Below are 26923 nucleotides of genomic sequence, written 5' to 3' on the forward strand. Positions count from 1 at the left end.
CACGAATACACGTGGCGCAAGCCGACTGGAAGTCCGGTTGATCGCCAACTGCTGCCGTTCGAATGCAGCGCAGCATTCGTTGGATTGGGCTGAGGGTGTGTGAAAACCCGCTTGGTGTCTCTGCGCTGAGGGTGCTCCGTTGGCTCCTGTTGATGTTTCCGGTTTCTGCCCGCCTGTGGCGCCCTTTGCGCCGGAGAGGGCGGAATCTGAGCTCTCGCGGCGGTTGCCGCGGTGCGTTTTGATCCGAACGGCCCATATTAGGCCGGAATGGCTGCCAGAAGTCCACGTACCCCGACCAGGTCGATCATCCGCTTGATATTATAGGCGAGGACATGGAATGCCATTTCAGTGCGGACGTGCGTCAACCGCCGCATCCGGAAGTGCGTCGCCCCCATCCAGGCCTTGATCGTGCCGAACGGGTGCTCGACGGTCGAGCGGCGGAGTGCCATCAAGGCAGGATCGCGGCTCATTCGGTCCCGCATATCGTCGACCAGATGCTCATGCTCCCATCGGGTGATCCGGCGCTCTTTCCCGGTGGTGCAGCGCGCTTTGATCTGGCAGGTCTGGCAGACCTTGGTCCAGTAACGCCGCACCACCAGGCCGCCTTCCTCGGTGGTGTACCGGTATGTCAGCGTCTTGCCTGCCGGGCACCGGTAGACATCCGCATCTGCGTCATAGGCAAAGTCGGCCTTCACATACATGCCCTTGCTCCGGTTGCCTGAGGTTTCGGGCCGGGGAAGGGTCGTGGTGATGCCATCCTCGTAACAAGCCAAGATCTCGCGGCCACTGAAATAGCCCTTATCGGCCACCACACTCATCTCGTCGCGTCCGAGCGCAGCCTTCGCCCCCTTGGCCATCGGTGACAGCTGTTTGCGGTCGTGCCCTGCATTGATCACATCATGCGTGACGATCAGATGGGTTTCTGCATCCACCGCGGCCTGGGCGTTGTAGCCCACAAAACCACTCCCCTTGGCGCTTGTCGCCATGGCGCGAGCATCCGGATCGGTCAGAGAGATTTGGCTGTCCGGCGCCTTCTTCAACGCCCGCTCAATCTTCTTCAGACGCTGGATCTCCTGCCGGATGCGGCCATAGCGTTGCGCAAGGTTGGCGATCTTCTCGGCCCGGGCCTCTCCCTCGTCCTGGCGGTCAATCCGCACCATCTCTTCAAGGTAGCGTTCGATGCTGGCCTCAAGATGGGCAATCCGGCTGGCGATCTTGCCCTTAGTGAAGTTCTTGTCGCGATTGTTCACGGCCTTGAATTTGGAGCCATCGATGGCAACGCAGTCGCCCTTCAGCACTCCAATCCGCCGGCAGAGCTCGACGAACTGGGCGCAGGTCTTGCGGATCGCAGAACTATTGACCCGCCGGAAATCGGCAATCGTCTTGTGGTCGGGGGCCAGCCGACCCGTCAGCCACATCACCTCGACATTGCGCCCGGCCTCTCTCTCCAAAGCCCGGCTGGACGGGACCCGGTTCAAATAGCCGTATATGAAGAGTTTCAGAAGAACCGACGGGTGATAGCCGGGTCGACCGGTCGCTGCCGGAGCCGTTCGGCCAAAGCCAATCTCCGCAAGATCGATCTCATCCACGAAAAGGTCGATAACACGGACCGGGTTATCCTCACCGATCCAATCCTCCAGCCGATCCGGAAACAGCGTCATCTGCCCCCGGTCCGTCCCCTCGATGTAGCCCGACATGCCTGCCTCCGGTCTTTGCCGAAAAGGATACCTCATATCGGGTTTTCACACACCCTCGGCTCTTTGCAGCCATTCTCCGCAGTTTGCTTGAACATCGGCTAAGCCTTACGAGCGATCTGCAAGACCGAAAAAACCTCCTTCGGCCGCTTCCCCATCGGGCGTTCAAAAACCTATCCCGCTTTCTCCCTGAGCACCCTGACAGCAACCGGTCGCCGCTGATCCCCGGCTTTCCGAAACTGCACAATCACATCGATCATCGAGCGGCAATATTCAAGGATCTCGGAATAGGTCAGGCCGGTATCTGCCTGCATGACCATCAACGCCAAACGAGAAAGCGCGGATTCCGGTGATGCTGCGTGCAGGGTGGAAATCCCGCCCGGATGGCCCGAGTTGATAGCGGACAGGAAATCATAGGCTTCGGCACCGCGCAGCTCACCCATGATGATCCGCTCCGGTCGGAATCGCAGACAAGCTTTCAATAGATCGCTGCTTGATGCGTTCTTGTTGACCACCAATGACACCGCATTGGGCTGGCTGGGCCGGATCTCCAGCACATCCTCAATGGTCATGATCCGCTCCGAGTGGTCCACTTCGCCAAGACAGGCGCGCAACCAGGTCGTTTTGCCGGATGATGTCCCGCCCGATAGAAGGATGTTCCATTTGGCCTTGACAGCCGCGCGCAGAAAATCGCCAAAACCCTTGTTCTCGTATGCCTCGAAGACAGCCGAATCCGCAGGGTCAGTACCGGATTTCAGATCGTCCATGTTGGCATTCAGGTCCGGCAGGCCCGCCATCAGATCATCGAGTGACAGTTGCTTTGCCACGGCTCGACGCAAGGCAAAGGCAACACCATCTTCCACGGCGGGTTTGACTGCAACCTGCGCCCGCCACAGTGATCCGTCGATTTCAAACTGCGTCCCGGCCAGCGGTGTTTTGCTGGAAATGGGATTACCGCCAGCCAAATCATGTGCAAGCGCCTCCGCATCATCTTCACCCATGCGCTGGTCCAGCTGGCGCATGGCGGGCTCACCGCTGCGCTCTATCCAGACCCGACCGTCCGGATTCAGGACAATTTCAGATAGGAGGGGATCGGAGAGCAATTGCCCTCCGAACACCCGATTCAACGTACTTTCCAGATGGCGGCTCATCTGCTGATACCCCGGTCGCCCTTGGCGCGTTCTTTCCGTTCCCGACGCCGCTGCTCTTGCACTACAGGATCACGATCAATCTGGCGGTCGATGTTTTTCACATCCCAAGCCGTGCGGGTGACATTGACGCGCTCCGGTTCGTCGGTCTCGGGGTTCCGGCGTGACCGGGTGACTTCTTCTTTGCCCGCTTTGACGAAGGTGGCGGTGTCACCGATTGAGATGTTGTTCCGTGCCATCTGGTCTTGCAGAGCGGTGCCCCAGATCCGTTCCGGCTCGTCTTTGCCCTCGACCTTCATATCCACATAGAACGATTTGCTGTTTGGATCATCGGGGCGCACCAGAGCCTCTTTGGCATCCACGATGACACCCGTGACACCGGTTTCAACGGAGACCTCTTTTCGGACAGTACGATCCTGCTGGCCTTTTTCTTCGGGCCGTTCAGGGGACACTTCCCTTTTGATACGTGCAGACACTTGAAGTGGTTCAAGCCCGCGTTGTTCCTCACGCGGCGCGCGCTCGATGTCGGTTGCTTTCCAGGCGCGGCGGTTTGCCTCGATGGTCTTCGTTTCGCCAGACTCTGGATCGATCTTGCTTACCGTAGCCCTCTTGTAGCCGTCATGGGCAAGCGTGGCGGTGTCACCAATGTTGAGGCTTTCGCGCTGCATCATGTCGGTCAGATCGACGCCCCAGACCCGGAACGGCTTGTCCCGGCCCTCCACCTTAAGATCGACATAAGGCGACAGGCTGTCTTTCTCGTCTTCTTTGAATAGCGCAGACCCAGCCTTGACGATTTGACCGCGCACGCCCGCGTCCAGATCAGGACGCCGCGGCGCTGATCCGGTGGCGCGAGCATCTGTTGCTTGGCTTGAACGTTCCGGGCCCGGGCGCGCTTTGCCTTCAGCGCGATCCGGTGCGCGGCCTGTCACTCGCTCCTGTACGCGATCCTCGATTTCAAGCAGACGGCCTCCAATGGCGGCCCGGTCAAAGCCCTGCCCCTTCATGGTCTGGATTTCATCCTGAACGCCGGTCTTGATCTTCTCCTGCAGGAAGTCTTCTCCCCTGCCCTCGGCAAAGGCGCGGTTGATGTCACGGACCTCGCCACGGGCATCGCGGTAGATCTCTACAGCATCCTTATACGCGGCCTTCATGTCGATCCGCGCCTGGTTCTCGCTGAGCGAATGCGAATTCGCCAAGGTCTTAACATCGCGTTCAAACCAGTTCTCGCGGGTCTGCCTGTCCACGTCAGCGCCGTTGCGGATGCGCGACAAGACCAGATCGCCATTGATGCCCATCGTTTCGAACCGCTCGGCCACTTGCCTGTCGGCGTCTTTCAACACCGCATTGGTTGCCGCGCTGCGCGGATCGTTTGCATCGGCCCGCTCCCGACCACTTGAGCCTGCCCGCTCCTGTCCGATGGGCTGGGTGCGTGTTGGATCTGCTGCATCCTGTTCTGCAGCCCGGCGCTGACGTGTCGGATCAACGTCATCGCGACCCACCTCGACCTCATCGTCCCGCTCCAGGCGCTTGCCAAAGAACGTCTTGGTCTCTTCGTCCATCAGCGGTTCATAATCCCGCAGGACACGAGAAATCGCAGCCTCGGTCTGGATGCGCTTTTCTTCATTCTCCATAGCCTCGGCCTTGGCGTCCATGCCTGTGATAAACTCACGGACATCGGTTCCAATGGCCTTCATCTCGCCGTCTATTCCTGACGCGTGGGTCGGGTCCATCTGGTTGGCAACTTGAGCGTTCATGTCGATTTCCTCATTGTTGAGAACCCCGCCCCGCAACAGGATTTTGGCTGCGCCGAGAACAGCCGTTGAAAACGCGCCCAGGGTCTCGGCCCGCCCTGGGTATTGTGTTGTGAAAATGCCCTGCGCGACCCCGGTCTGATGCGACCGGAGTGTTTCGCCAAGGGCGGCGTATTCGGAATTGCGTTGGTCGTTCAGGACCCGCAGCTGGTCCGGTGCAATTGGCTGCTCCCGGCCGATCCCAAAGAATGGAAAACCGCTGCGCTGCTCTGGGGATGATCGCTCGCGCAGCGTTCGGCCGTCGCGCCGCGCATGAACCTGCGCGCTGCTTTCGCGCTCGGGGCGCAGGTTGCGGCTGAACCGGCTGGTCGCGGTCAGGACAATGCCAACGTCCCGCGCGGTCTCAACCTGCAGATCGCGTAGATCTTGGGGGGTGATCCCGTACCGGCTCAGCTGAAGAGTCTTACCCAAGACCCCTGCCCGGCTGATCACCAGATGCGTATGTGGGTGTCCGGTGTCGTCGTGATGGGCCATCACATATTTGTAGCGGTCGCCATACTCGCCGTTCGTCAACCGCTCGCCAAAACTGCGCGCAGCCTGCTTGGCGGCCTCCCGGTCCGTGTCCTTGGGGTAGGACAGGATCACATGGTAGGTGTAGCTGGTGACACGCGCATCCATCTGGGCCCAATCCTTCGCCCAGTCGTCCTGCACGTCGCGCAGGCCATCCATCCCATGCGTCAGTTCGCCGCTATCGCCGCGTTCCATTTCGACGGTGCCCTTGCGGGTGATGTAAGACAGCTGGCCACCCAGACGCCCAGATGCCGTGACGCTCCCACCGCGGACAACCTTGACTACCGCCTGATTGGTCAGAAGTGCATTGGCGATCATGCCAGCTGCCCCACTGGATGCGCTCGCTCGTTGTGCCGGCCGCCGATGCGACCACGTAAGGTTCTGACCAGGCCGCGGCTTCAGATCCGGGATCAACTGAAACTCTCCAAAGAGCGCGTCCCAGGCCGGATCATATGCGGTGGTCAAGCTGGTCATCCGTCACTCTTTGCGTTGGGTGACACACGATGCGCGCGTTGGATTTCCGCCAGCCGCTCAATCTCAAGAGCGCGGGTAAAAGACCGTGCACGGGCCGCATCCGAGTAAGCCACGAACAACTGACGCAACTCGCGGATCTCGACCTTCATGGCCTCGATCTGATCTTCGGTTCGCTTGTTGAGCCGGAACTTCCCTGCGTTCGCAGCCTTGGTCATCTGGTTAAGGTTGTTGGCCATGCCGATCAGCTGAGCCAGGTGTTCTTTGAACTGCAGCGTCCGGTATTCTTCTTTGGTCGGAATCCCGAAGGCCACACGCAGGCACATACGCACCAGGCCGGTGACGCTGCGCAGCCGCATGGCCTTCCTGCGCCGTTCAAGGAACGCCCATTCGTCCTCGTCAAAGCGCATGGATTTTACAAGTGATTTGGGTATACCAGACGGCATCGGGGCGGCTCTCCTCGATCAGAAATCGGGCGAGGCCCCCGCAGGCCGCGCATATCGTATTTCAATTGTAAGTTGACCTGTAAGCCGACTGCAAGTCCTAATGAATGTCGGTACTACATTCACTAATATCCCGCAAAGGAAGCGTAGGATGTAGACGATCTGTTGCACGAGGTGCAACCGTTTGCCGCCTGCCGAACGCCAGTTGCCGCATGGCGGTAGGTTCGTGGCCGATGACCTAATGCTGCCGCCGTTTGGTCGCTGCCAAACGCCGTTTGGCACTCGGTGCCAGTCTTTAGCCAGATGGTGCCAGGCATGATGGAAGTTGCCATAGGGCTTGTGGTATCTATCTGTATCCATTTGCTATTTGGCTTTCTGGGTGGCTGACGGTTGAGTATTGCTTAGAAAAACAATAGCGTAGATTTCAGCGCGGGTGCGGGATCGCGCGATAACTTGAAATCGCGAGCCCGGTTGTGGCACGCCGCTCTGCGGCGTGGCTTTCGGGCGCAGACCCGGAGACCAAATTGAAAATCTATGCAGCCGTAAACTCCAAGGGCGGGGCGGGGAAATCTTCCATGCTCGTCGCCTTCGCCTCTGCTTTGCACCATCAGGGCAAACGTGTTCGTATCCTCGATCTGGATTCACAAGGCACACTATCGGAATGGTTGAATCCGAATAACGGGCTGGAGCCGATCCCCGCAGATGAACTTCTGATCGAGGCCGGGCAGTTTGCCAAGGAAGATGCAGAGAATGCGAAACTCGCTTATGCCCACATTCTTGAGGCGGAAAAGGCAGGGGGCTTTGACTACCTGCTGATCGACACCAAAGGCGAACCCAGCATGACGGCCGCGATGGCGATGGCTGTCGCCGATATGGTGCTGTGCCCGTCTGATGGATCGTCGGCGGAATACAATCCAATCACGGTCACGTACAGATCCTGCGAAGCGGCGTTGCAGCAAATCGGCAGCTCGGCAGACCCGAAAGAAAAATTCCGCATCATGTTTACCCGGCAATCTGTCGCGCAGTCAGCGGGTATTCAGAAGGGCAAACAAGCTCTGGCAAAGCAGTTTACCTGCATTGGTGGCATTGCCGATTCCGCCGCGATGGATGACGCGCTAAGGGCGGGGACAACGATCGGGCGGTTGATGGGTTTTGCTGAGGAAGCCATGGAACAGGCGGAAACCCAGACGGCCAGGTCGAATGCACGGCGCATGGCGGATCGCTGCAAAAAGGCGCTGAGCAATGCTGACTATGTTCTAAACGCTCTGAAGGAAAGCGAGGTGCATCATGTCGCGGCCTAAGAGCATTGAGAGCCTGTTTGAGGGGTCCGAATCCGAAATCGCGCCAACCGTGACAGAGTTTAAAAAGCAAGGGCAGGATGAACCCTCGGCTGAACTTAAACCGGAACCCGCCAAACCGGCGAAAACCGAACCGGTCGCAGATCAGGCACCAACCGAAAAACCCAAAATGTCTAAACCAGCCACGGGCAGGCCAAAGCAAGATGCGTCTGCGAGATCCGAAGGGCCTAGCGTGGCAGGGCAACCGATCAGGGTTCAGATATCAACCTCAGACGGCAGCGAGATTGCGGCTGCACTTGAAGAAGTCCGCAGCAACATACCTGCCCCCTTCCGGAAGAACTTCAACCTTGGGGCCTTCTTCAAAGAGGTTCTGCAAGACAACGATGCACTTATTGCAGACATGATCCGAAACAACCTGAACGGGGATGCACAATGACCAAGCGCAAAAAAGCCACTGGTGAAATCAAGAGTAACGTGCGTACACCGATCCGGTTCCAGATTTCGGCTCCTGAAGGTGGTGAAGTTGAACGCCCTTGGAGGAAATTCTGGTTGGTATTCCAAAATCTCTGCGCGCAAGCGTCAATGTCGGAAGCCTGTTCCGGCAAGTAATGTTGGAAAATGACAAAGCAATTGCCAAGATGATCCGAACAACGGTACAGGACAAATAAGTGTATTGATCCCCGTTTGTTCCGTCTGTGCAAAACTCCAAACTAGCGCTGGCAGTCAGGGCATCGCCGGCCGCGGGTTATCCACAGGCTGACGCTGAGATATTTGCGGTCTCTGCTTACAGCCTGCTTCGGTCAGGTCAATTTCGCCCAAGGTTGAAATTGACCGGACTGGATAACCCTCGGCCCCGCCAACGGAGGGGACATACCAAGAGAAATAGCCCAGCCTCAAAAGAGACTGAGCTGGTCGCCTTGGATCGCGGGGCCATCACCCAGCGTTTTGATGCGCTCCTTGCGGGCCGCTTCGTCGTGTGCGGCTCTTTCTGCATCAGCTTTGGCCTGCGCTTCCCGTTCTGCGCGTTGCTTTGCAAACGGATCGCCATTGGCCGCAAAGAATGCAGGCGCAGCGGCGGTGTATGCGCCCGTGTAGGCTTCCAAGCTGATGCTGTTGCCGTGAATGACCTGCCCCGCTAGCCCGCGCGCAGTGAGTTGCAGATAGGCCATGTGATAGGTCGCGCGTGACAACTCGGTTGCGCGGAACCAAACACTTGTTTCCAATTCAAACCCCATACCCTCGATGGTATCGGCCACGGCCAGCAACATGCCGCCCGCCCCGGCGGCGGGTTCGTCAATCGTTATGAACCCTTCCGCCTCGATGATCGCTTTGGCATCAGTCAAGGTCATTTCTGCCATCATACGCGACACTTCATAGGGCGTGAAAAACTGGCCCAGCTTGGCGTCCAGTACGCCAAGCTCACCCGCGACCATGCCCAGAAAGTCACACCCGCCATTGCCGATCGTGCACGCCATGATGGCCAGCAGTTCCGGCATGCGGCGGATGTCGTCTTTGTTGCGGTAGCGCCCGACCACCTCCATATACTGCGTCTCAAGCGCGTCTCTTTGGGCCTCATCAGGGCAGACGCGCTTTGCTAAAGCACAATAGGACAGTTCGCAGAAATCACGGAAAACCTCATCCCGGTGCTTGGATCGGTCAAGCTCGTTGATGATCCGCACAAAATCGGTGACAGCCGGAATCATGCTGATGCCTTGATTGCGGACGGGTCATGAACAGCCTGCTCATAGACTGAAACCGAATGGCCGCAATCGTCGCAGTCCCATGCATCATAGACGGCGCAAAGCTCCCATTGCTGTAGCTTTGCGTTCCATTCTGCATGGGCGTCGCGCCTGACGTTCTGCCCGCCGCAGTTCGAGCAATGGACGGTAAAGGGGGCGCTCATGCGCCACCCCCTTTCAATTTGGCCATTTTCTCGGTCAGCGTCCAAAGCGCGCGGTTCAGCGCTTTGTTCTGATTGATCCCGGCAACAGCGCGGATCCGCTGACGGCGCGTCCGCCCATCGGCTGTCCGGACACGACCGCAAATCCCGCCTCGGATGACATTTTCCTGAACCACGTTGAACGCGGTCCACAGATCAGCCGAGCGGTCAGCGTTGCGACGCGTGCTGAGCAACCGTGTCGCATCAATCGGCGCGGGTTTTCCATCTTCTTTGGCCGCTTCAGGAAAGCGCAGCTAGTGTGCGGCTTCGGCCAAAATCTTCCGTTCCGCGTCGTTCACGGTGATGGCCTTGAAATCTTGCACCTGCTCCGTGATTTCTTCGGCATCGTCCAGAACGGTAAACGCGCCTTCGACGACTTCGGACACCGCATTCCCCGAGTGCCGCACCTTTACCTCGTTAAAGGTATCGCCCACCATCAGGCCATTCGCGCAGACAAACCTAAAATAGCCGGGGATCATCTGATAGCTGCTGGTCCCGTCATTGGCGTTGACCAGAACTATTTCGAAGGACTCGCCATCGCTGTTGGTGATCGAGCGGTGACGAAGCCGCAGCATGTGCTTTGTAAACGCAGCCTTGCCCGGAACACGGGTGTTCGCCTGCTGGGCATAGAACGGGTCAAACCCCTCTTTCCGCAGCCCGTCCAGAACGTTCACAGTCGGCACCGGAACAAAGCGGTCAGAGCGGCTTTCGTGACCCTCGGTTGCAAAAATTGACGGGACAGCTTGGCGCAGTTGGTCGTTGGTCAGCGCCTCCCCTGTCACCAGTCCGCCGCATGACATGCCTCGCATGTAACGATTGTAAGTCATCAGGAATATTCCTCTGTGGTGAGGCGGTGGCCGATGTGGCCCGACCTGTCCGCTAGCTGTTTGTTGTGAACACAGCAGGCCAAGGAAACGGCCTGCTGGACTGACATCAGCCACCCTCGCCCCTCCGCGTTTTTCCCGGCGAAGGAGGGGGGCCGATGAAAAAGATCCGGATCTGATCGGAGGACTGGGGGTCAGGCTGAAAAACGGAAGGTTTGCGTGCTTTGCGCGTGAAAGCCGTTTTTCTGCTTGAGGCGCATGGGAAAGAGATATGTGAGCCGCGCCCATGGTGCGGATCTCTCTTTGCGCCTTCCCCCTGGACCGGATCAGATACGAGAGCTTTTCGGCCCCGCGACGCTCGGGAAAAGAAGCAAAGCAGACCGCTTGTCGGTCTGCGCTTTGCTCGATGTCTATCGAGCGTGGTCTTCGCAAAAGGCGAAGCGAACGGGCATCACCCGAAGGGCCGAAACGGGCGTGACCAGGCGACTTGCGGCCGCCGTGAAAGCTGGCTCGGATGAGACAGATTTCACAGCACTCGGGCCGCAGGGAGAATGGGCATGTCCGGTTCGGGGCGTAAGCCGGTAAGGCCGGCTGGAGCCTAGCACGCGGTCACGCGCTGAAGGCGCGGGATTTGCCCTGATCTCTATGCTGACTCTCGGCCACTCAGTTACTTGGGAAAACCTGCTCAAGATTGCCCGACGCGATCAGGCTATCAAGCGTTACAATTGATACGTCGCTAAGCATGTCCCAGCACTGCTCTTCGGTTATAGCATCAAGATCACCTCCAGATGATCTTGATGACAGCCAGAAGCCGGAGCACGGGAAAGGGCGACTTGCGCCGCCCTGCCCCTCGGTTATTCGGTTACGCCGTCCTCGTCGCTCCGCTTCGGGAAGGCCACCATTTCAACGCCGGGAAACATGCTGTGTTTGACGGTGATCGACTTGATTTCGCCGGTCGCGTCGTCGGTGTTTACAAAGAGAACCCCGCACCGGTCCCAGTAGTTCGTGCCATCTTTTTCACCGGCTTTGACGTTCAGTTTCAGAGTTTGAGTTGCCATTGTTAGATCCTCGCTTTTGAGTGTTTCGATGAACATGGCTTTTGCGGGCACGAAGGGGATGTCAGCGGCTATTTTGCTTCGCGATGCAAAGCCGGGCTTGCCCGGCTGCGGAAAATAGCCGTTGAAGCTGGTGATCTGTTGCCAGATCAGCAGCGCCAAACCCGACTGCTCGCATATGTTCATCTTGAAGAAACACGGGGAGCGAGAATCTTCATTGGCAACGGAGTGAAGACTGTCAGACCAGTGAAACGGCACGAATTACTGGAACCGATGCGAGCGAAAGGCTGGAACACCGATCCACGTCTGATGGCGGCGAAACCAAGTCGATCCATCACACGTGCATGCTCTGAGCCGCGAGCTGGTGGCCTTCCTGAGCCGGATTGACTTGGAGGAGATTGATACAGCCCGTGGTGGCGCAAGTCGCCCTTCCTTGTTAGCGGAGGCGGAGGGCCGTTTGTGTCCTGGCGCCAAGGTTCGGGGATGCGCCGGCCGCTGTGCCGGCCGTCAAAGCGAAGATACGGTAATGGGGCATTGAGCATCTTACTACTGTCGAGAATTGAACATGTCGGTGATGAGAGGTGTCGTTGCCCTTGATACGCAATAGCGTGTCTACGGGGTCAGGCAATAACGCGCGCCCCAAATCCTGAGATTGGAAGGCCAACGACATGAATATGTTTATCGGATTGGACGTCTCTGGCAAGCACCGCGATCTGCGCAGTGACGGAGCAGGGCAAAATCACCGTTGCGACATCGACTGCAAGTGAACCTGACGCGTTGATCAGGGCGCTGAAAGAAATTGAAGGGATAATCCTGTGCGTTGGATTGGAAGCCGGTCCGTTATCTCAGTGGCTTTACAAGCACCTGACAGAGGCTGGCATGGACACGGTTCTGATGGAAACGCGACAGGTCAAAAGCGTGCTGAAGGCTATGCCGGTCAAAACGGATCAACGTGATGCGGAGGGTATTGCTCGGTTGTTGCAAACGGGATGGTACAGGCCTGTGCATTGCAAATCGGTGTCGTCGCAGGAGATGCGCGTTTTGTTGACCGCCCGAAAGTCACTGCAAAAAGGAATTCTGAATCTTGAGCTTTCGATCCGTGGTGTCTTACGCAACTTTGGCTTGAAGGTCGGCAAGGTCTCCAAAGGGGATTACGATGCCCGTATTCGCGAGCTGGCAAACGGAAACCTTGCATTGGAGATGGCAACGGAAACAACATTGCGTGCCCGTGCTGCTCTGAAAGAGCAATATGCAGAAGTGGACAAGCTACTGATTGCGATAGCCAAACGTGACCCCGTCTGTGAACTAATGATGACCATGCCCGGTGTCGGTGCTGTCGTCGCTCTTACAGTCAAATCGGCTATCGATGATCCGAGCAGGTTCAGATCGTCAAAAGACGTTGGACCCTGGGCGGGCCTAACTCCCAAGCGCAACCAGTCCGGCGAAATTGATATTGTTGGACGTATTACAAAAACTGGCGATACATCGCTTAGGGCTGCGCTGTATCAAGCCGCTACAGTGATGATTAAGAATGCGCGACCAAATTGGCTTGCCACATGGGCGCTGCGGCTGGCCACACGGCGGGGCAAGAAACGGGCAACAGTTGCGCTTGCACGTCGCATTTGTGTGGTCCTGCACAATATGTGGAAGCATGGAACGGCGTTTGAATTCACTCGTGATGCCGCTATGTCAGCCCATTCATAAGTAACCGTAAGAAAGTAAATCACACGCAAGGCGATTAGGCGACTGGCGCACCAGTTTGCCAAGGAGGTCCCTCGCCGGGACGTGGACCCAATGATACCGAACTGGTCGCAATGCTGACAAAGGTCAAGCCTGCAGCGAAGATGGGTACTTGGAATCTGATAGAACTACGTATCAAGTGGCGGCCCAACATAGGTGTTGACTACGGACGGAAGCATTTACCCGGCGATGGAAGTTTTCTGAAGCAGCCAATGGCCAATCGCTATATTTCCTTACCTTCGCAACGGGAAAGCATTTGAGTAATGAAAAACAACGCGTAGCATTTAGCTAGCGCCGTGCTTTTACTTGACTTTTTTTCCTTGAAATTGAACGCCCCATTACGGAAGCGACCAGTCGGGCCGGCACATGGGGCAACGGCCCCTGGTGCCAAGCGACACCAGAGGAACATCGGCGCCAGCACAAGGACAAAAGAATGGCCCGCCGAAGCAGACCACCAGTCTAACCGAAGGAAAATCTGGAGGTATTGATGCCAGATTAGCGCTTGCGGGCCCGATCGACAACGCCGTCATGCGTGATAGCCGCAATGCGGTCGTCGGTACGCCGGGACATTTCGATCCCGTCGCCGGTCATCATCGCCTCTGCGTGCGGTGTCCATTTGAAAATGCTGCCATCCGCTTCAACATGGGTTTCATCTTCGGCGGACCGGCGTTTTATCGACCCGTCATGCCGGATTTCAATGATCGTGTTATCAGCCATACGGACAGTCACGGAATGATCGTCCATCGCAACACCCTGCCACCATTTGTCGGCATCACGACGCACAACGATCCGGCTGGGATGCAGTTTGATCTGCACATCCTGGGTGTCTTCAGCATCAGCGGCTTTGACGACAACAATGGCCTCCTGCTCCGCGATATCATCATGCAGTGACGCGCTACCGTTCTTCGGAGGCCAAAGTTTCGGCTCCTCGCGTTTGCGCTTTTTCTGATCCTTGTGGAACGCGATATACATCTGCGCAGATTTCCACACACGGCGGATTGCGCTCTCTGCGGCGGTTGGCGTGCTGACTTTGGTCATGATTGCCAGTCCTCATAGATCAGATTTTCAACCCGGCGAAACTCTTTGACATTGTTGGTGATGAGCGTCAGGGACCGCGAAACCGCCTGCCCTGCGATCAGAAGGTCATATCCCCCAATGGGTGTGCCTTTCCTGTACAGATCAGCGCGGATCAGGCCAGCGGCTTTCGCATCGGCAGCTGACAGGTCAAGCACCTCGAACCGAAGCGCATCCACACGCGCCACATTCTCAGCAACCTTCGCGCTTTTGTATGCGCCCCAATAGAGTTCATACATGACGACAGAGGGAACACCGAAATCACTAGGCACATGCTCAGACAATCGGTCAATCAGACTGCTATTGGCCGCGATGATCCCAGTGACGGCGTTGGTGTCGAGCAGGAATTTCACCTGAACACATCCAGTTCGGGGCGATCCTGCGGTGGCACATCTTCCTCGGCAGCCCGCGCGGCATCCTCATCAAGCGGACCCAGCTTGTGCAGCTCGTCCAACCACTCCCAATCACTTTCGATGGGTTCGAGAATGACCTTTGAGCCTTCGGCCCTGATCCGCACTTCATCAGTCTTGAACCGGAATTCTTTCGGCAACCGAACCGCCTGAGACCGACCGGTCATGAACACTTTTGCAACCGCAGTATCTGGCATTGCTACCTCCATTTGGTATGTATCAATAATATATATCTTGTTGCCGTTCCATACAAGCCAAAGCTGACTAAAGCCCGCCTCCATCGGCTGTTTTTCGTGTTCGCTTTCAACCCGTTACCGCCTGCAGAAACATCATCGATGTGGCAGGGCGCTTGCGCCCCGCCTGCGGGTCTCAGACCATGCCCTCGGGCAACCACAAGGCGATCTGCTTCTCAACCGCCTTGCTCAGCTTCATCGCCTCGCGGGTGTCAGGATCATTGAACAGCGCGTCCAGCTTCTTGCGCTTTTCGCCCACCTTGAGGCTTTCAAAGTTGTTCAGTTGATAGTTGCCCTCTTTGAGACCCAGCACGGTTTTCCAGATGTCGTTGAGGTAAGGCCCTGCGATGCGGCTAAAGAAGTTGTCGAAAGTCGGCGTCCAGACCGCGCGAATGTCGGTCTTGACCTCTTTGTCGATGAGGGCTTTCAGCGTCTTGTCGCCACCGCTCAGCAGCGCTGCCAGATGCCGGATCAACTCAGTCTGAACGTGGTCGTCACCCTTCTTGCGGAACTTGCGGAACTCCTTCGCCAGATCGCGGTCAAAGGCATCACCGTCCCATTCGGTCGGTGTCGTCAGGCGCTCATCCAATGCATAGCCGCTGGCCTCGGTGGTCGGCCAGTTCGGCACGTCACTTGCGTTCAGACCGATGGGATTGTCGTATTTCGTGCCGCCTGAAACCTGAAAGGCCAGCAGGGCAAAGATCAGATCAGGATCGTTAACCGCTGCGTGTTGGCGCGCACCTGTCACCACGCGGGCCAGATCATCAACCAGCGCCTGAGACATGCGTGGTTTACTGGACGTCTCGGGGGTGTCGGACGTCTTGTGCTTCGATGCGGCCAGAACTCCGGCAGCAACCGCCGCCTCTTTGTCCTCAGGCTTTACCAGCCCTTCGACAACACTCAACGCGCCAGAATTGCTGACATGCAGGATGATCCCGGCGCAGTCCTTTTGAACGTCTGAATAGGCTCCGTCCAAAATGGTTTGCAGCGCCTGCAACTCGGCTTCGCCTGCCTCGTCCAGCACTTCTGCCTCTGCAAGCTCGGCCAGTTCGTCATAGCGCTCGGTCTGTTCCTCGGTCAGTTCGCCTTGCTCGGCATAGATGCGGGCGCATTTCATCTGGTCGATATCGTAGCCGCCAAAATAGGTCGCATCGACAACCTCAGCCCATTTCCAACCCTGTTCCTGACGGATCGTGCGCGCGGCCACTGCCAGCTTATCGGCGAAGCATTGGTCAAGGATTGCCTCATCATCCAGCAAGGTCTTATCGGCAAAGAGGTCACCGGATACGCGGCCACCGGCCTCCTTGTAGGCATCCAGACCCACATATTTTGCCCGTCGATCCGACGCGCTGACTGCATCCGGTTTCAGCATGTTCTTGATCTGGTATTCCGACAGGTGGCCTTTCCGGGCCTGTTCCAGCACTTGCAAAATCAGGTCGGCATCGTCGCAGATCGTAAACGCAGCAGCTTCGCCGAGGTTGATTTCCGTGGCAGCAAGTGCGTCGATCACCTGTTCCGGCAGGCCCGCCAGTTTCAAGCGCTTGTAAACATGTCCCTCGGTCACGGCAAAGGCACGGGCGATGCCAGCGGCGGGCGCACCTGCCTTATCCATCTTGCCATAGGCGCGGATTTCTTCGGCGGGGGTCAGGTTCTTGCGGGTGATGTTCTCCGCAGTCGCCCATGTTTGCGCCGTTTCGACATCCGGCGCGATCATTACCAGCGGGTTCGCCAGTTCGGGGCGGATGCTGGCAAGGTCGTGGTGCTGTTCAGCCAGATATTGCAGCGCGCGCAGGCGACGTCCACCGGCCACGATTTCAGCGCCGCCCTTGTCGTCGGCCAGACCGGCGATGCTCTGGATCAGGCCAACGGTCCAGATGGACTCGGCCAGTTCGATAACCTCGACCTCCGGTACGGTCTGGCGCGGGTTGATCGGGGAAAGTGTCAGCGATGCCAGCGGAAAACGGGCCTCGGTTGCAGTGATATTGGTTTGCTTAGTCATAGGGGTAACCCTTTTCTCATAGTGAAGTTTCGTGGTAAGGGTGCCCTACCCCTTCCGGGGTAGAGCGAGGCCGCTTAGGCGGCGGCGTGTTTCTTCAAGAAGGCGCGGGCGATCTTGGTGGAGAGGCCGCCCTTCTTGAGGTTCTTCCAAGCCAACTGACGTTGACGCTCAATGGTGTATGGGTTCATGTATTCACCTCCTTTCCTGCGCCGGTTGCGCGTCCAGCCCCGACCGCATGGCCGGGACCGAACTCAATAATCGCTGGGGAAAAGGATGGTCAGGACGCGGCGCGTCTTGCTCAAATCGGTGGGTGCTGGTGTCCCGTACTGATAGGTCTCGTCGTACAGATCGATTTTGAACCAGACCTTGTGGCCCATGATTTCCATGAAACCCATCTCATGGGTGCCGTAAGGATCGTTGTCCTCGTTGAAGGCGTCATAGGTGACGATTTGGTTCAGACAGGCCGCGACAAAGCTGGAACCCATATTGTCAATAGCGGTTGTCTGAACGATGATCCCTTCCCCGCCTTCGGGCAGGCGCTTGCGGAACGCGTCATTCTGCTGCGCGATGAGGGCATAATCGACCTGACCTGTTTCCTCGGTCTGTATTGCAATTGCAGCCATAGTGGACCTCTCTTTCGTGGTATCGCGGTGGCCGATCTGCGTTTGGCCTCGCCGCTTGCTGTTTGTTGTGAACACAGCAGGCCAAGGAAACGGCCTGCTGGACTGACATCAGCCACCCTCGCCCCTCCGCGTTTTTCCCGGCGAAGGAGGGGGGCCGATGGAAAAGATCCGGATCTGATCGGAGGACTGGGGGTCAGGCTGAAATCGGGGAAATTTGGGAGGGGCCCGCGCGCGGCGTGGGAGGAACCGGGATTTTCACGATTTCTGCTTGAGGCGCATTGGAAAGAGACATGTGAGCCGCGCCCTGGCGCGGGTCTCCCTTAGCGCCTTCCCCTTGGACCGGATCAGATACGAGAGCTTTTCGGCCCCGCGACGCTCGGGAAAACAAGCACAGCAGACCGCCATCAGCGGGCTGCAATCACAGTAGGTGTAATGTCAGGGTTGGGGTCAGCGCGAGCCAGCGCGTCGATCCCCTGCTCTGTCAATTGATAAATGTGAACCGCGCGCCGCGCGCGGGTCTCAATTCACCGTTGGCATGGTCTTGTCAGAAAACAAAAGCACACATGTCACGCTCTGGCGGCTGAAACACTATATTTAGTATGTTAGTTCCAATAATCCACAACATACTTGCTTTTGAACCCCTTTTGTTCTATTCTTTAGCTACGCTGACAAGGGGAAGAACACATGTCCGGATCTGCCAGTTCAGAAACACAGACAGCACTGCCTGCAACGGCCAAGCAACTTGCCTATGCTCGCAAGTTGGCGGAACTACAAAACGTCGTTTTGCCATGGGAAATCCAGCAAGATCGACGTGCGATGAGCCAATGGATCGACACGCAGCGGTCAGCACCTCGCGTACGCGATACACGGCCAAGCTCCAAGCAGGTGGCTTTCGCGGAGCGCATCGCGCGGATCAAGCGCAGTCCTGTTCCGGACGAGTGTTTTCGGGATCGCAATCTGATGTCCCGCTGGATCGATAGCAACAAGCCCTGAACAATACCACGCTGGTTTGGCATCTGTCGCGTTGAATTGCCAGGTTGGGAGAACCTCCGATGCAGTGCCTTCCTACCTGCCCCGCTGCCTTCCATTGCACTGAATAGATCGCATCGTCCAACCTTGGGAGCAAACGCCTATGCTCCAACCGGAACATAGCCTCGGCGACGTTTTTGCCTTTCAAGTTTATGGAGCGCGTCAGCAGCCTTGGATTCGTCATCATACGTCACCATCATGGCTTGCCCGTTCGTGCCAATACGTCCCCAGGTGCGAAGAACGGAAACTTCCCCGAACAGCGTCGGCTGCAGCTCTATTCCGTAGAACCGTGCCATGTTGACGTCCGGGTCCACATGGATCAGGTGGACAGGTGTGGTGTCTGTCAGCTCCATGCTCCCAGTATTGCTTGGCACAACCCAGCTGTCCAATGACATTGCGATATCTATTCTCTGGGAGCGATTCATACCCGTGATGTAAGGCGGCACGGGTGTCACCCGGCCTTATCAATCTGGTCGCACCAATTGCGAGCTGAAGATCTTTCCATGCCCTCCATTCGCCGGATCAGGGTTGACGCCCCCAGCCCTTATCGCGTCCGCTGTGGGTATGGACATAGATGAGAACAAGGTGGATGAGGCCGTTCTGGCGCTGCTCTGGTTGACGCTGCATGACGAGCGCCGCGCGTGGAAGGGCTTTGACTGGGGCGCGCTTGACCGCTTGCACCGTAAAGGCTTGATCCTGGATCCGGTTGGAAAGGCAAAATCGGTGGTGTTGACCGATCAAGGCCTGCGCCGATCCAAAGAACTTTTCACAGAGCTTTTTGGGCGGGAGCCAAAGAAATAGCCTTCGCGGTGGCGTGACCATCCATGTAACGCAGTTCGGCACAAGCTTGTGATCTGGCTGGCGGTTGCAATCTGCGCTAGATCGCCTCTGTCCGGCGACCAGGGAGAAGCTGAAGATGACAACGGGGAACGATCTTGGCGGGCTCATCGGGTTTATCACCCGTGACGAGATTTGGCACGAGCGGCTCGCGGACGTGTTGGACGAGCATTTTCTGCCAGCGCTCGAAGCCTTTGATCTCGATTTCGAGGATTTGGGCGACCTTCTCGGCGGTGACTGGCCAATGGTCCTGTGGGGCGGTGGTCTTGAAGACTTGCTGGGCAGGACATTCGGACCGGACGCCGAAAACGCTGCAGGTGCCTATCTGAGAGGGAGCGGTTCCAAGGAAAGTGCGCAGACCCGCGCCTATATCAAAGGATTGCGGGACGCGCCGGTCAGTCTTTACGAGGTGAGCGAGATAGACCCCGGCAGATCCATGGTGCTGAAGGACCTGCTTTCGGGCGCAGAGCCGGTCACCGTCCAGGAACACAGCGCGACGCAGATGCTGCAACGGTGGGACCGCATCGCCGCCCGGGTTGTCGCGCAGGGCGATCACTATGTGATCTCGGGAGCGCTGCTTCCCTTCGAGCCGGACACTGTCGCGTTGTTTGAGGATGGGCTCCGCTCCGTGTTGAAATTGAACCCCGGCGATGCGCTGAGACTGACGCAGGACCAGCTACACCGTTCCGCACCCCTCTTCACCAATGCCTGGCTCTTCGCACATCTGCCGAACCTGCTGGACCCGGAACCACCACAAATCAGCAACAGCGATGGCGATGACCTGCTCTTTCACGAGATTTGCTTCCCGCTCGCCAGTAAGGTGACGCAAAGCCAGGTCTCGCAAAGACTGTCCCAGTCCGCAGAACTCGTGGTCTCAGGTCGGAATGACTGGACCTGGCTTGCCGTCGACATCCCGTCCGGCAACAAGCACGGCACCGGCCTCGTGTTGGACAAGTCGATGTCAGGGGCCTCTGTGCTTGGGTCCCTGAACCTGAAGGGCAAGACACTCACTCTTTCCGTGAATTCTGCAGCGCGCGCCGAACGCGGCGAAGCCCTGGTCCGGGACCTCCTGGGAGATCTGGTGAAGTCACCGCTGACATCAATCCAGACCGTCGAACAGATGATGGCGGATGACAGCCCGGGTGACGGAGTGGCAGAAGAAGAGGACATCCCCCCTGCCCTTGCCCGTCAGATTGCCCACGAACATCTCGAACACCACTACCGCGATATGCTTGACCAGCCGATCCCGGCCCTGGATGGCAAGACACCGCGCCAGGCCGTTCGCAGCACGGCGGGCAGGAAGAAAGTCATCGACTGGCTGAAGAAAATCGAAAACCGCAGCGCGCGCCAGACCGGCTCTCCTGTTGCAGATTATGATTTCAGCTGGATGTGGAAAGAGCTCGGCCTGTCAGATCACCGAAAGTGAACCAGCGATGATTCACTTGGACATATTTCGGTCCTTCGGCTCGCATACACGACGCAACAGCGCATCCCTTTATTGCTGGTCGTCGCTTCGCAGGGCTCAGCTACGCGTCCTCAGCGCTCGCCTGACCGTGTTTCATAGTTATTTGGGATCATTTACAAAGCAAGCATGGGATCACTTGTTGAAAAGGCGTCCGAGTTGATTGGCCTTACAATCTCCGATGCAGAGCCGCTGCATGGCGGTAGCCTTTCCACAGTATTCCGCCTGCAGATTGCGGATGGTCGCAGTTTTATTGCAAAGCCCGGGCATGCGGCAAAAACCGAAGCGCAGATGCTGAAAGCGATCAGGTCTGCCGGAGCGCCGGTACCCTGTGTTGTCGCTGTTTCAAGCGACCTTCTGATCCTCGAAGATCTTGGGCCGAATGAAGGCCCGGAAAACGCCTGGAACTCTCTTGGGCAGGACCTAAGGCGACTCCATGCAACAAGGGGTACATATTTTGGCTGGCCCGAAGACCACTCATTCGGAACAGTGGACATTCCCAACGCCCCGACCCAATCCTGGCCCGAGTTTTGAGCCGAACGTCGACTGCTACCATCCTGCTCTGAAATCTCCGCTGATCTCGCGCGACAGGTCGAAGCATTGGCGAAACGGGTCGGCGATTTTCTACCGGAACACCCGCCTGCGGCGTTAATTCACGGCGATCTCTGGGTTGGAAATGTCATGGCGCGTGCCGGGCAGGTTACCGGTCTGATCGATCCCTCCTCGTATTACGGGGATGCCGAGGTCGATCTAGCCATGCTCTCACTCTTTGGAACTCCCGCTGACGATTTCTGGCAGGCTTACGGTGACTTGGACCCGGGATTTGCCGAGCGCCGCCCAATCTATCAGCTTTGGCCGGCGCTGGTGCATCTCAGGCTGTTCGGTGCCGGGTATCGCAACCTGGTCGAGCAGTGCGTGGCATGCGTCGGTTGACGCATTGGTGTTCTACCGGCGGGTCGTCATTTTACACGTCAGCGTCGGAAGCAGTGAACTCTCACCCGATCTTTCCAACTAGCATGTTTTCGACAACGCATGTTTTCAGGCACTGAAGCCGGCCAGCAGGTCCGGCTCAGCGCTGATTTGAATCTGTCGTTGTGATCATAAAGGACGTGATCATGGCCACACTACTTGAACCGTTTCAGCTCAGGCACCTGACGCTGCGCAACCGTATCGTCAGCACCGCCCACGCACCGAACTATGTCGAAGACGGTCATCCACGAGACCGTTACAGGCTGTATCACGAAGAGAAGGCCAAGGGGGGTGTTGCCCTGACCATGATCGGGGGCTCGACCAATATCGCGCCCGACAGCCCCTCGGTGTTCGGTCAACTCTATGCGGGCGATGACAGTATCGTGCCGTGGTTTCAAAAACTCACGGATGGCGTTCACGCGCACGGGGCCGCCGTCATGTGCCAGATCACCCATATGGGGCGCCGGACCGCGTGGGATGACGGGCATTGGCTGCCGGTTCTGGCGCCATCCGGCGTGCGCGAGCGCGCGCACCGCGCCTTTCCCAAAATGATGGAACAAGAGGATATCGAACGGGTGATCGACGACTTCGCCGCTGCGGCGCGACGCTGTCAGCAAGGCGGGTTCGATGGGATCGAGCTTCTGTCGCACTCGCACCTCTTGGGCCAGTTTCTGTCCCCACTCACGAACCAGCGCGACGATGATTATGGTGGGCCGTTGGAGAACCGCATGCGCCTGACCTTGCAGGTGCTGGATGCCGTGCGCGCAGAGGTCGGTCCCGAATTCATCCTGTCCATGCGCGTGACCGGCGATGAACTGACCGAGGGCGGGCTGAGTGCCGAAGAATGTGTCACTGCCGCCCGGATGTTGGAAGATAGTGGCCATGTTGACCTGCTCAATATCCTTGCGGGAGCGCCCTATGATGACCTTGGCCTTGCCGGGTGGGTGCCCCCCATGGGTCTGCCTGCCGCCCCGCATATCACTGTGGCGGGGCGTATTCGCGCCGCCGTCGACCTGCCGATCCTTCATGCAGGCGGTATCGCCGACATTGCGACAGCCCGCCATGCAGTGTCCGGTGGCCATGTCGATCTGGTTGGCATGACACGCGCCCAGATGGCCGATCCTTATCTGGTGGCAAAACTCGCGCGCGCGCAAGAGGAACGTATCCGTCCCTGTGTTGGCCTCGGCTATTGCGTGGATCGGGTCAATCAAGGCAAGCCTGCCGTATGCGGGCACAATGCCGCCGCCGGGCGGGAACAAACGCTGCCCCATGTCATTACAGCCAGCAATGCACGAAAGAAGGTGGTCGTTGTCGGTGGCGGGCCCGGTGGGCTGGAAGCCGCGCGGGTCAGTGCCCTGCGCAGTCACGATGTAGTTTTGTTCGAGGCGTCTGATCGGTTGGGTGGGCAGCTTGTGCTGGCTGCCAAGGGCAAGACGCGCAGACAGATCTGGGGCGTGGCCGATTGGCTGATTTCCGAAGTGACCACCCTCGGGGTCGATCTCCGGATGAACACCTATGCCGAAGCTGATGATGTGCATGCCGAGGCCCCGGATGTTGTCATAATCGCCACCGGCGGCTGGCCCGAGCCGCTGGCCATCCCCGGCGGCGATCTGGCACTTTCCAGTTGGGACGTGCTGTCCGGAGAAGCGCGTGTCTCTGGCGACGTGCTTCTGTTCGACGAGGTCGGCGATCACCCCGCCGCGGTCACAGCCGATACATTGGCGGGTGCCGGTCACGCCGTCGAGCTTGTGACCCCCGACCGGGCGCTACTGCATGATCTCGGCCCAACGACATCTGCCGTCGCCTTGCTGGATCTGGCCGCCAGTGGGGTCACCTTTACCTGCCTTCAGGAGCTGCACTCACTTACCCGAGAGGGAAACCGGATCCGCGCTTGCCTGCGCCATGTCTTGACGGGTGGTCTCACCATACGTCTTGTCGACCACGTGGTCGTTGAACATGGCTTGACCCCGATGGACGCGCTCTATCATGGCCTCAAACCAAGCTCGCGCAACCTTGGGCAGCTCGACCACAATGCATTGATCCATGGCACGCTGCCGTTCAAGGATGTTGAGCAGAACGGTCAGTTTCATCTGGCGCGTATTGGGGACGCCGTCGCAGGCCGCAACATGCACGCCGCAATTCTCGACGCTTTGCGTATTTGCAACTCGTTGTAAGTAAGAGGATTGGCCATGTTTCGTCTTTTGATATCTACGTTCGTGACGGGTCTTGCCGCCAACATGGGTATCCATTCTAACCTCTCACGCATCACCCACATCGTCACAAAACAGTTCATACAACACCGCAACGACCGCTGATACTCTTTGATCGGCGATCTCGCGTTCAAGATCGGATTGGATCGCAGATTTCTCTGGATTGCGACGGTCTTGCTGTATCCAGCGGTTCAGCGTCGAAAAGCCGACGCCGAAATCGGCAGCCACCTGTTTTCGCGGCAGCCCGCTGGTCAACGCTACGCGCACTGCTTCGGCGCGGAATTCCTCCGTCGGTCGTGATGCCATCTGTGTTCTCCTTTGCGACACGATACGTGGTCAAAGGAGCGGCACAATCCCGCGACAGGTCCAATATGAATGCATCTAGAGCAGCAATGTTAGCACAGTTACGAGTAAGTTTCTCATGTAGGCTAGTCTTGTTTCATCAACTCCCTGAAGCGGGGATTGTCGCGGATCGCATCAAGATCCGGATCGACCGATAGCCATTGAAGCACGTCCGGTCCTGCATCTTTGGCAGTACGTTCGAGCACATTCAGAGCCAGATCCGTATCGCCCAAAAGCGAATAGACACAAGCTATGTTGAAACTACCGCCGTCACTTCCGCCCCGTATTCGCAACGCGCGGTCCAACCATTCCCGCGCGCGGTCAAACTCGCCTCGCTGGGCGAGTGTCGACGCGCCAAGTTCAAGCGGGTCAGGATTGTCAGGATACAGATCGGCAGCAATTTCTGCCCTGCGCAAGCCCAGATCGACATAGTCCCTCCCTGTCTTCTTTTCACCTAACCTAGTCAGGATCATGTTAAGAAGTAGTGGCGAGCGGTAATCATCTGGCCGGATTTCAAGCGCGCGGATGAAGTGGTGTTTGGCTAGCTCGGTGTCTCCGGACGTCCAGCAGAAACGCGCGTAGTAGTAATGTGCCTCATAACACAATGGATCGACAGAAAGCGCATGTTCCAGCGAAGCGCGGGCCGCGCTATCCTGCCCCGCTCCCAACAGCGCCTGCCCCTTGGCAGCATGCGCTTCGGCTAGGTTCGGTTCAAGTTTGATGGCCTTTTCAGCTGAGGCAAGTATCGCGTCGCGATCGATGTCTGCGCCCAACCAACTTGTTGACCAGGAGTCGCAGTCCGCGATGCCCGCATAGGCCCGCGCAAATGTGGGGTCGAGCTTTACAGCTTCCTCAAACATCGCGCGTGCTCGCGCCATGTAGTCGTGCATCCGCAGATGGTAGAAATGTCTTCCCTTGAGGTAGTAGCTATATGCATCGACATCGCGAGTGGAAGTCGCGGCGATAGCGCGTTGTTCGGATACGTTCAGCGTAATGCGCAATTGGTCAACAATTGTGCGTGTTATCTCGTCCTGCAACTCAAAAATGTCTTCTAGGTCGCGGTCGTAGCGGTCAGCCCAGACATGACCGCCCGTCGTTCCGTCGATTAGCTGTGCCGTAACGCGCACACGTTTGCCAGCGCGTCTCACACTGCCTTCAAGCAGGTATCGTACGCCCAGTTCGCGTGCTATCTGCGAGGAGTTGCCCGATTTACCCTTGTAGGCAAACACTGCGTTGCGCCCGACCACGAACAATGCCGAAATCTTCGACAAGTCCACGATCAGGTCCTCGGTGACACCGTCGGCGAAGTAATCCTGTTCCCGGTCTTCGCTCAGATTGATCAGTGGCAGCACCGCAACTGACTTGTTGCGTTGCAGCGGTGCATCTGCTGGAATCTCCTGCGCGCCACTGCTGGCTAGATGAAACACCCGTAAAGGTTGATCGATATTCTTTAAGACATGTTCCCCACCATCCTCGAAGCGAAGCCCTGAATCCCTGCTGATCTGAGCACGCGTAGGCGCGCTCACAGCTATTCCACCTGGGCGCGCCAAAGATTCGATCCTGGCTGCAATATTCACGCCATCGCCGAAGACATCATCGCCATCATGAATGATGTCTCCGACATTGATGCCAATCCGGAACTCGATCCGCCTATCGATGGGAATGTCGAGATTGCGGGTGCGCATACGAGATTGTATTTCGGCACCACAGGTTGCTGCGTTGACGACACTCGGAAACTCGGCAATGAAGCCATCGCCGGTACTTTTGACGACCCGCCCGGCATGCTCCGTAACTTGGCCTTCGACTACATCGTCGAGGTGACTCTTCAAAGCCTGCAGCGTGGCAATCTCATTGGCCCGCATCAGGCGGCTGAAGCCAACCACGTCAGTTACCATGATTGCTGACAGCCGTCGTTCCACTTATGACTCCGATCAATTTCCTATGCTTGGCATGCATACAGAGTGGAGCCTAGATTGCAGCGCGCAATCGGTCCAGAACCAGAAGAAGAATGTCAGGAAAACCTTATTCGCAAGGTCCGAATTGGTGAAGGATTTTCGATGCGGGCCGTGGTGCGACGGTGCCGGTTTGCGCGTCGTCGGCGCGCGTTGGAAATCCTCCCAAGGTGGAAGCCGCGGTGGCCAGGCGCTGTCTATGGGGAAAGTTGGCTGAGGTTTCCAGAGACGGTGTAGCGTGGTGAGCGGTTCGAAGGCTGGCGACCGTCCCCAAGGGCGTCCTGATCTGCCGAGGAGATGATATTCGGTCTCGGGTTGCGCGTTTCATCGGCAGTTTGCGGTCGCGGCACCGCGTGAGGCACGGCTGAGCCAGTCCGGAACGGGCGTGAGAACCGGAGTGGTGTTTGTTGCGGTGACGGGCGTTTCGTCATGCGGCCTGCTCCCGTGGTGGGGCGCGCGACATCGGTTTCTGGCCGCGGCGGAAGATCTCGACGATGCGCATTGGGCCACCGCAGCATGGGCACGGCTCGCGCAGGGTGAGCGGGGCCGGCTCGGCTGGTTCATGTGCTTCCAGTTCGGTCGGCTCCTGCCCGAGCAGGTCGCGGATACGGGTGATGGTGGCCTTGCGTGTCGCGCCAGCCAGCAGGCCGTAGTGCCGGATGCGGTGGAAGCCGTCGGGGAGGACGTGCATCAGGAAGCGGCGGATGAACTCCGTCGTGGCCAGGCGCATGACCTTCTGTCTGTCGCCGGACTTTAGGCGGGGTCTGCTCCGGCTGGGGGCAGAATGACACCCTAAGGTTGGGCGTCATCGATTTTTCCACCTGTATTCGCCTGTGAGCAGGATATGCGC

22 protein-coding genes and 4 pseudogenes are annotated in these 26923 nt (G+C 57.9%); 9 read left to right on the forward strand and 17 right to left on the reverse strand.

Features of this window, described 5'->3' with window-relative positions:
• Nucleotides 1–257: 257 nt before the first annotated feature.
• From ACR0AO_RS23665 to ACR0AO_RS23680, 4 genes are all read right to left on the reverse strand, one after another.
• The gene (locus tag ACR0AO_RS23665; RefSeq protein WP_480609112.1) at nucleotides 258–1697 is read right to left on the reverse strand and encodes an IS1182 family transposase; all 1440 of its coding nucleotides are present in this window, start codon (nucleotides 1695–1697) and stop codon (nucleotides 258–260) included.
• A gap of 170 nt (nucleotides 1698–1867) precedes the next feature.
• Nucleotides 1868–2845, reverse strand: a complete 978-nt coding sequence (locus tag ACR0AO_RS23670) for an ATPase, T2SS/T4P/T4SS family (protein ID WP_480609114.1) — start codon at nucleotides 2843–2845, stop codon at nucleotides 1868–1870.
• A complete protein-coding gene (locus ACR0AO_RS23675) occupies nucleotides 2842–5637 on the reverse strand; it encodes a relaxase/mobilization nuclease domain-containing protein (protein ID WP_480609116.1) in 2796 nt (931 codons plus the stop codon). Before ACR0AO_RS23675 ends, ACR0AO_RS23670 begins: the two co-directional genes overlap by 4 nt.
• The gene (locus ACR0AO_RS23680) at nucleotides 5634–6080 is read right to left on the reverse strand and encodes a MobC family plasmid mobilization relaxosome protein (RefSeq protein ID WP_480609118.1); all 447 of its coding nucleotides are present in this window, start codon (nucleotides 6078–6080) and stop codon (nucleotides 5634–5636) included. The genes ACR0AO_RS23675 and ACR0AO_RS23680 overlap by 4 nt, the downstream gene beginning before the upstream one ends.
• Nucleotides 6081–6601: 521 nt before the next feature.
• Here ACR0AO_RS23680 and ACR0AO_RS23685 point away from each other — a divergent pair.
• Genes ACR0AO_RS23685 through ACR0AO_RS23695 form a run of 3 tightly spaced genes read left to right on the forward strand, consistent with a single transcriptional unit; the run spans nucleotide 6602 to nucleotide 7984 of the window.
• The gene (locus tag ACR0AO_RS23685) at nucleotides 6602–7378 is read left to right on the forward strand and encodes an AAA family ATPase (RefSeq protein ID WP_480609120.1); all 777 of its coding nucleotides are present in this window, start codon (nucleotides 6602–6604) and stop codon (nucleotides 7376–7378) included.
• Nucleotides 7365–7811, forward strand: a complete 447-nt coding sequence (locus tag ACR0AO_RS23690) for a hypothetical protein (protein WP_480609122.1) — start codon at nucleotides 7365–7367, stop codon at nucleotides 7809–7811. The genes ACR0AO_RS23685 and ACR0AO_RS23690 overlap by 14 nt, the downstream gene beginning before the upstream one ends.
• Nucleotides 7808–7984 (forward strand): hypothetical protein, encoded by a 177-nt coding sequence (locus ACR0AO_RS23695; RefSeq protein WP_480609124.1) that lies wholly within the window; start codon nucleotides 7808–7810, stop codon nucleotides 7982–7984. The genes ACR0AO_RS23690 and ACR0AO_RS23695 overlap by 4 nt, the downstream gene beginning before the upstream one ends.
• Before the next feature lie 284 nt (nucleotides 7985–8268).
• Here the strand turns inward: ACR0AO_RS23695 and ACR0AO_RS23700 are convergent, their stop codons facing one another.
• The 4 genes and pseudogenes from ACR0AO_RS23700 to ACR0AO_RS23715 form a co-directional block, all read right to left on the reverse strand.
• On the reverse strand, nucleotides 8269–9078 hold the full coding sequence (locus ACR0AO_RS23700; RefSeq protein ID WP_480609126.1) for an N-6 DNA methylase: 810 nt from the start codon (nucleotides 9076–9078) through the stop codon (nucleotides 8269–8271).
• Nucleotides 9075–9278: a hypothetical protein gene (locus tag ACR0AO_RS23705; protein ID WP_480609128.1), complete on the reverse strand. Its 204-nt coding sequence runs from the start codon at nucleotides 9276–9278 to the stop codon at nucleotides 9075–9077. The genes ACR0AO_RS23700 and ACR0AO_RS23705 overlap by 4 nt, the downstream gene beginning before the upstream one ends.
• Nucleotides 9275–10426 (reverse strand): annotated as a pseudogene (locus ACR0AO_RS23710) (DUF932 domain-containing protein). Before ACR0AO_RS23710 ends, ACR0AO_RS23705 begins: the two are co-directional and overlap by 4 nt.
• Nucleotides 10427–10992: 566 nt before the next feature.
• Nucleotides 10993–11355 carry a hypothetical protein gene (locus ACR0AO_RS23715; protein WP_480609130.1) on the reverse strand — a complete coding sequence of 121 codons (363 nt, stop codon included), beginning with the start codon at nucleotides 11353–11355 and terminating at the stop codon, nucleotides 10993–10995.
• A gap of 506 nt (nucleotides 11356–11861) precedes the next feature.
• Between ACR0AO_RS23715 and ACR0AO_RS23720 the strand changes: the two are divergent.
• Nucleotides 11862–12897 (forward strand): annotated as a pseudogene (locus ACR0AO_RS23720) (IS110 family RNA-guided transposase).
• Nucleotides 12898–13428: 531 nt separating this feature from the next.
• On the opposite strand, the gene ACR0AO_RS23725 reads toward ACR0AO_RS23720, so the two are convergent.
• The 5 genes from ACR0AO_RS23725 to ACR0AO_RS23745 form a co-directional block, all read right to left on the reverse strand.
• Nucleotides 13429–13971 carry a hypothetical protein gene (locus tag ACR0AO_RS23725; protein WP_480609131.1) on the reverse strand — a complete coding sequence of 181 codons (543 nt, stop codon included), beginning with the start codon at nucleotides 13969–13971 and terminating at the stop codon, nucleotides 13429–13431.
• Complete coding sequence (locus ACR0AO_RS23730) at nucleotides 13968–14360, reverse strand: PIN domain-containing protein (protein WP_480609133.1); 393 nt, start codon at nucleotides 14358–14360, stop codon at nucleotides 13968–13970. Before ACR0AO_RS23730 ends, ACR0AO_RS23725 begins: the two co-directional genes overlap by 4 nt.
• Nucleotides 14357–14614 carry an antitoxin gene (locus ACR0AO_RS23735; RefSeq protein ID WP_480609135.1) on the reverse strand — a complete coding sequence of 86 codons (258 nt, stop codon included), beginning with the start codon at nucleotides 14612–14614 and terminating at the stop codon, nucleotides 14357–14359. Before ACR0AO_RS23735 ends, ACR0AO_RS23730 begins: the two co-directional genes overlap by 4 nt.
• Nucleotides 14615–14786: 172 nt before the next feature.
• Nucleotides 14787–16649, reverse strand: a complete 1863-nt coding sequence (locus ACR0AO_RS23740; protein ID WP_480609137.1) for a ParB/RepB/Spo0J family partition protein — start codon at nucleotides 16647–16649, stop codon at nucleotides 14787–14789.
• A gap of 251 nt (nucleotides 16650–16900) precedes the next feature.
• Nucleotides 16901–17272, reverse strand: a complete 372-nt coding sequence (locus tag ACR0AO_RS23745; RefSeq protein WP_480609139.1) for a DUF3768 domain-containing protein — start codon at nucleotides 17270–17272, stop codon at nucleotides 16901–16903.
• 684 nt (nucleotides 17273–17956) lie between these two features.
• Here ACR0AO_RS23745 and ACR0AO_RS23750 point away from each other — a divergent pair.
• Nucleotides 17957–18265: a hypothetical protein gene (locus ACR0AO_RS23750; RefSeq protein ID WP_480609141.1), complete on the forward strand. Its 309-nt coding sequence runs from the start codon at nucleotides 17957–17959 to the stop codon at nucleotides 18263–18265.
• A 137-nt stretch (nucleotides 18266–18402) separates the two neighbouring features.
• Here the strand turns inward: ACR0AO_RS23750 and ACR0AO_RS23755 are convergent, their stop codons facing one another.
• On the reverse strand, nucleotides 18403–18654 hold the full coding sequence (locus tag ACR0AO_RS23755) for a WGR domain-containing protein (RefSeq protein ID WP_480609143.1): 252 nt from the start codon (nucleotides 18652–18654) through the stop codon (nucleotides 18403–18405).
• Between the two features lie 175 nt (nucleotides 18655–18829).
• On the opposite strand from ACR0AO_RS23755, the gene ACR0AO_RS23760 reads away from it, so the two are divergent.
• The 4 genes and pseudogenes from ACR0AO_RS23760 to ACR0AO_RS23775 all read left to right on the forward strand — a co-directional run bounded on the left by ACR0AO_RS23760 (nucleotide 18830) and on the right by ACR0AO_RS23775 (nucleotide 23743).
• On the forward strand, nucleotides 18830–19102 hold the full coding sequence (locus ACR0AO_RS23760; protein WP_480609145.1) for a DUF6429 family protein: 273 nt from the start codon (nucleotides 18830–18832) through the stop codon (nucleotides 19100–19102).
• Between the two features lie 115 nt (nucleotides 19103–19217).
• Entirely contained in the window at nucleotides 19218–20564 is a 1347-nt protein-coding gene (locus ACR0AO_RS23765; RefSeq protein ID WP_480609147.1) for a DUF7986 domain-containing protein, read from the forward strand.
• Between the two features lie 165 nt (nucleotides 20565–20729).
• Nucleotides 20730–21533: pseudogene (locus tag ACR0AO_RS23770) on the forward strand (fructosamine kinase family protein).
• Nucleotides 21534–21715: 182 nt separating this feature from the next.
• Nucleotides 21716–23743: an oxidoreductase gene (locus ACR0AO_RS23775; RefSeq protein ID WP_480609149.1), complete on the forward strand. Its 2028-nt coding sequence runs from the start codon at nucleotides 21716–21718 to the stop codon at nucleotides 23741–23743.
• 84 nt (nucleotides 23744–23827) lie between these two features.
• Here the strand turns inward: ACR0AO_RS23775 and ACR0AO_RS23780 are convergent, their stop codons facing one another.
• From ACR0AO_RS23780 to ACR0AO_RS23790, 3 genes and pseudogenes are all read right to left on the reverse strand, one after another.
• Nucleotides 23828–24085, reverse strand: coding sequence for a transposase (locus ACR0AO_RS23780; protein ID WP_480609151.1), 258 nt, complete (start codon nucleotides 24083–24085; stop codon nucleotides 23828–23830).
• A gap of 122 nt (nucleotides 24086–24207) precedes the next feature.
• On the reverse strand, nucleotides 24208–26040 hold the full coding sequence (locus ACR0AO_RS23785) for a TPR end-of-group domain-containing protein (protein WP_480609152.1): 1833 nt from the start codon (nucleotides 26038–26040) through the stop codon (nucleotides 24208–24210).
• Between the two features lie 460 nt (nucleotides 26041–26500).
• Nucleotides 26501–26833: pseudogene (locus tag ACR0AO_RS23790) on the reverse strand (transposase); the annotation flags it as partial.
• Nucleotides 26834–26923 lie beyond the last annotated feature (90 nt).

It is taken from the genome of Ruegeria sp. AF8, from assembly GCF_056541825.1.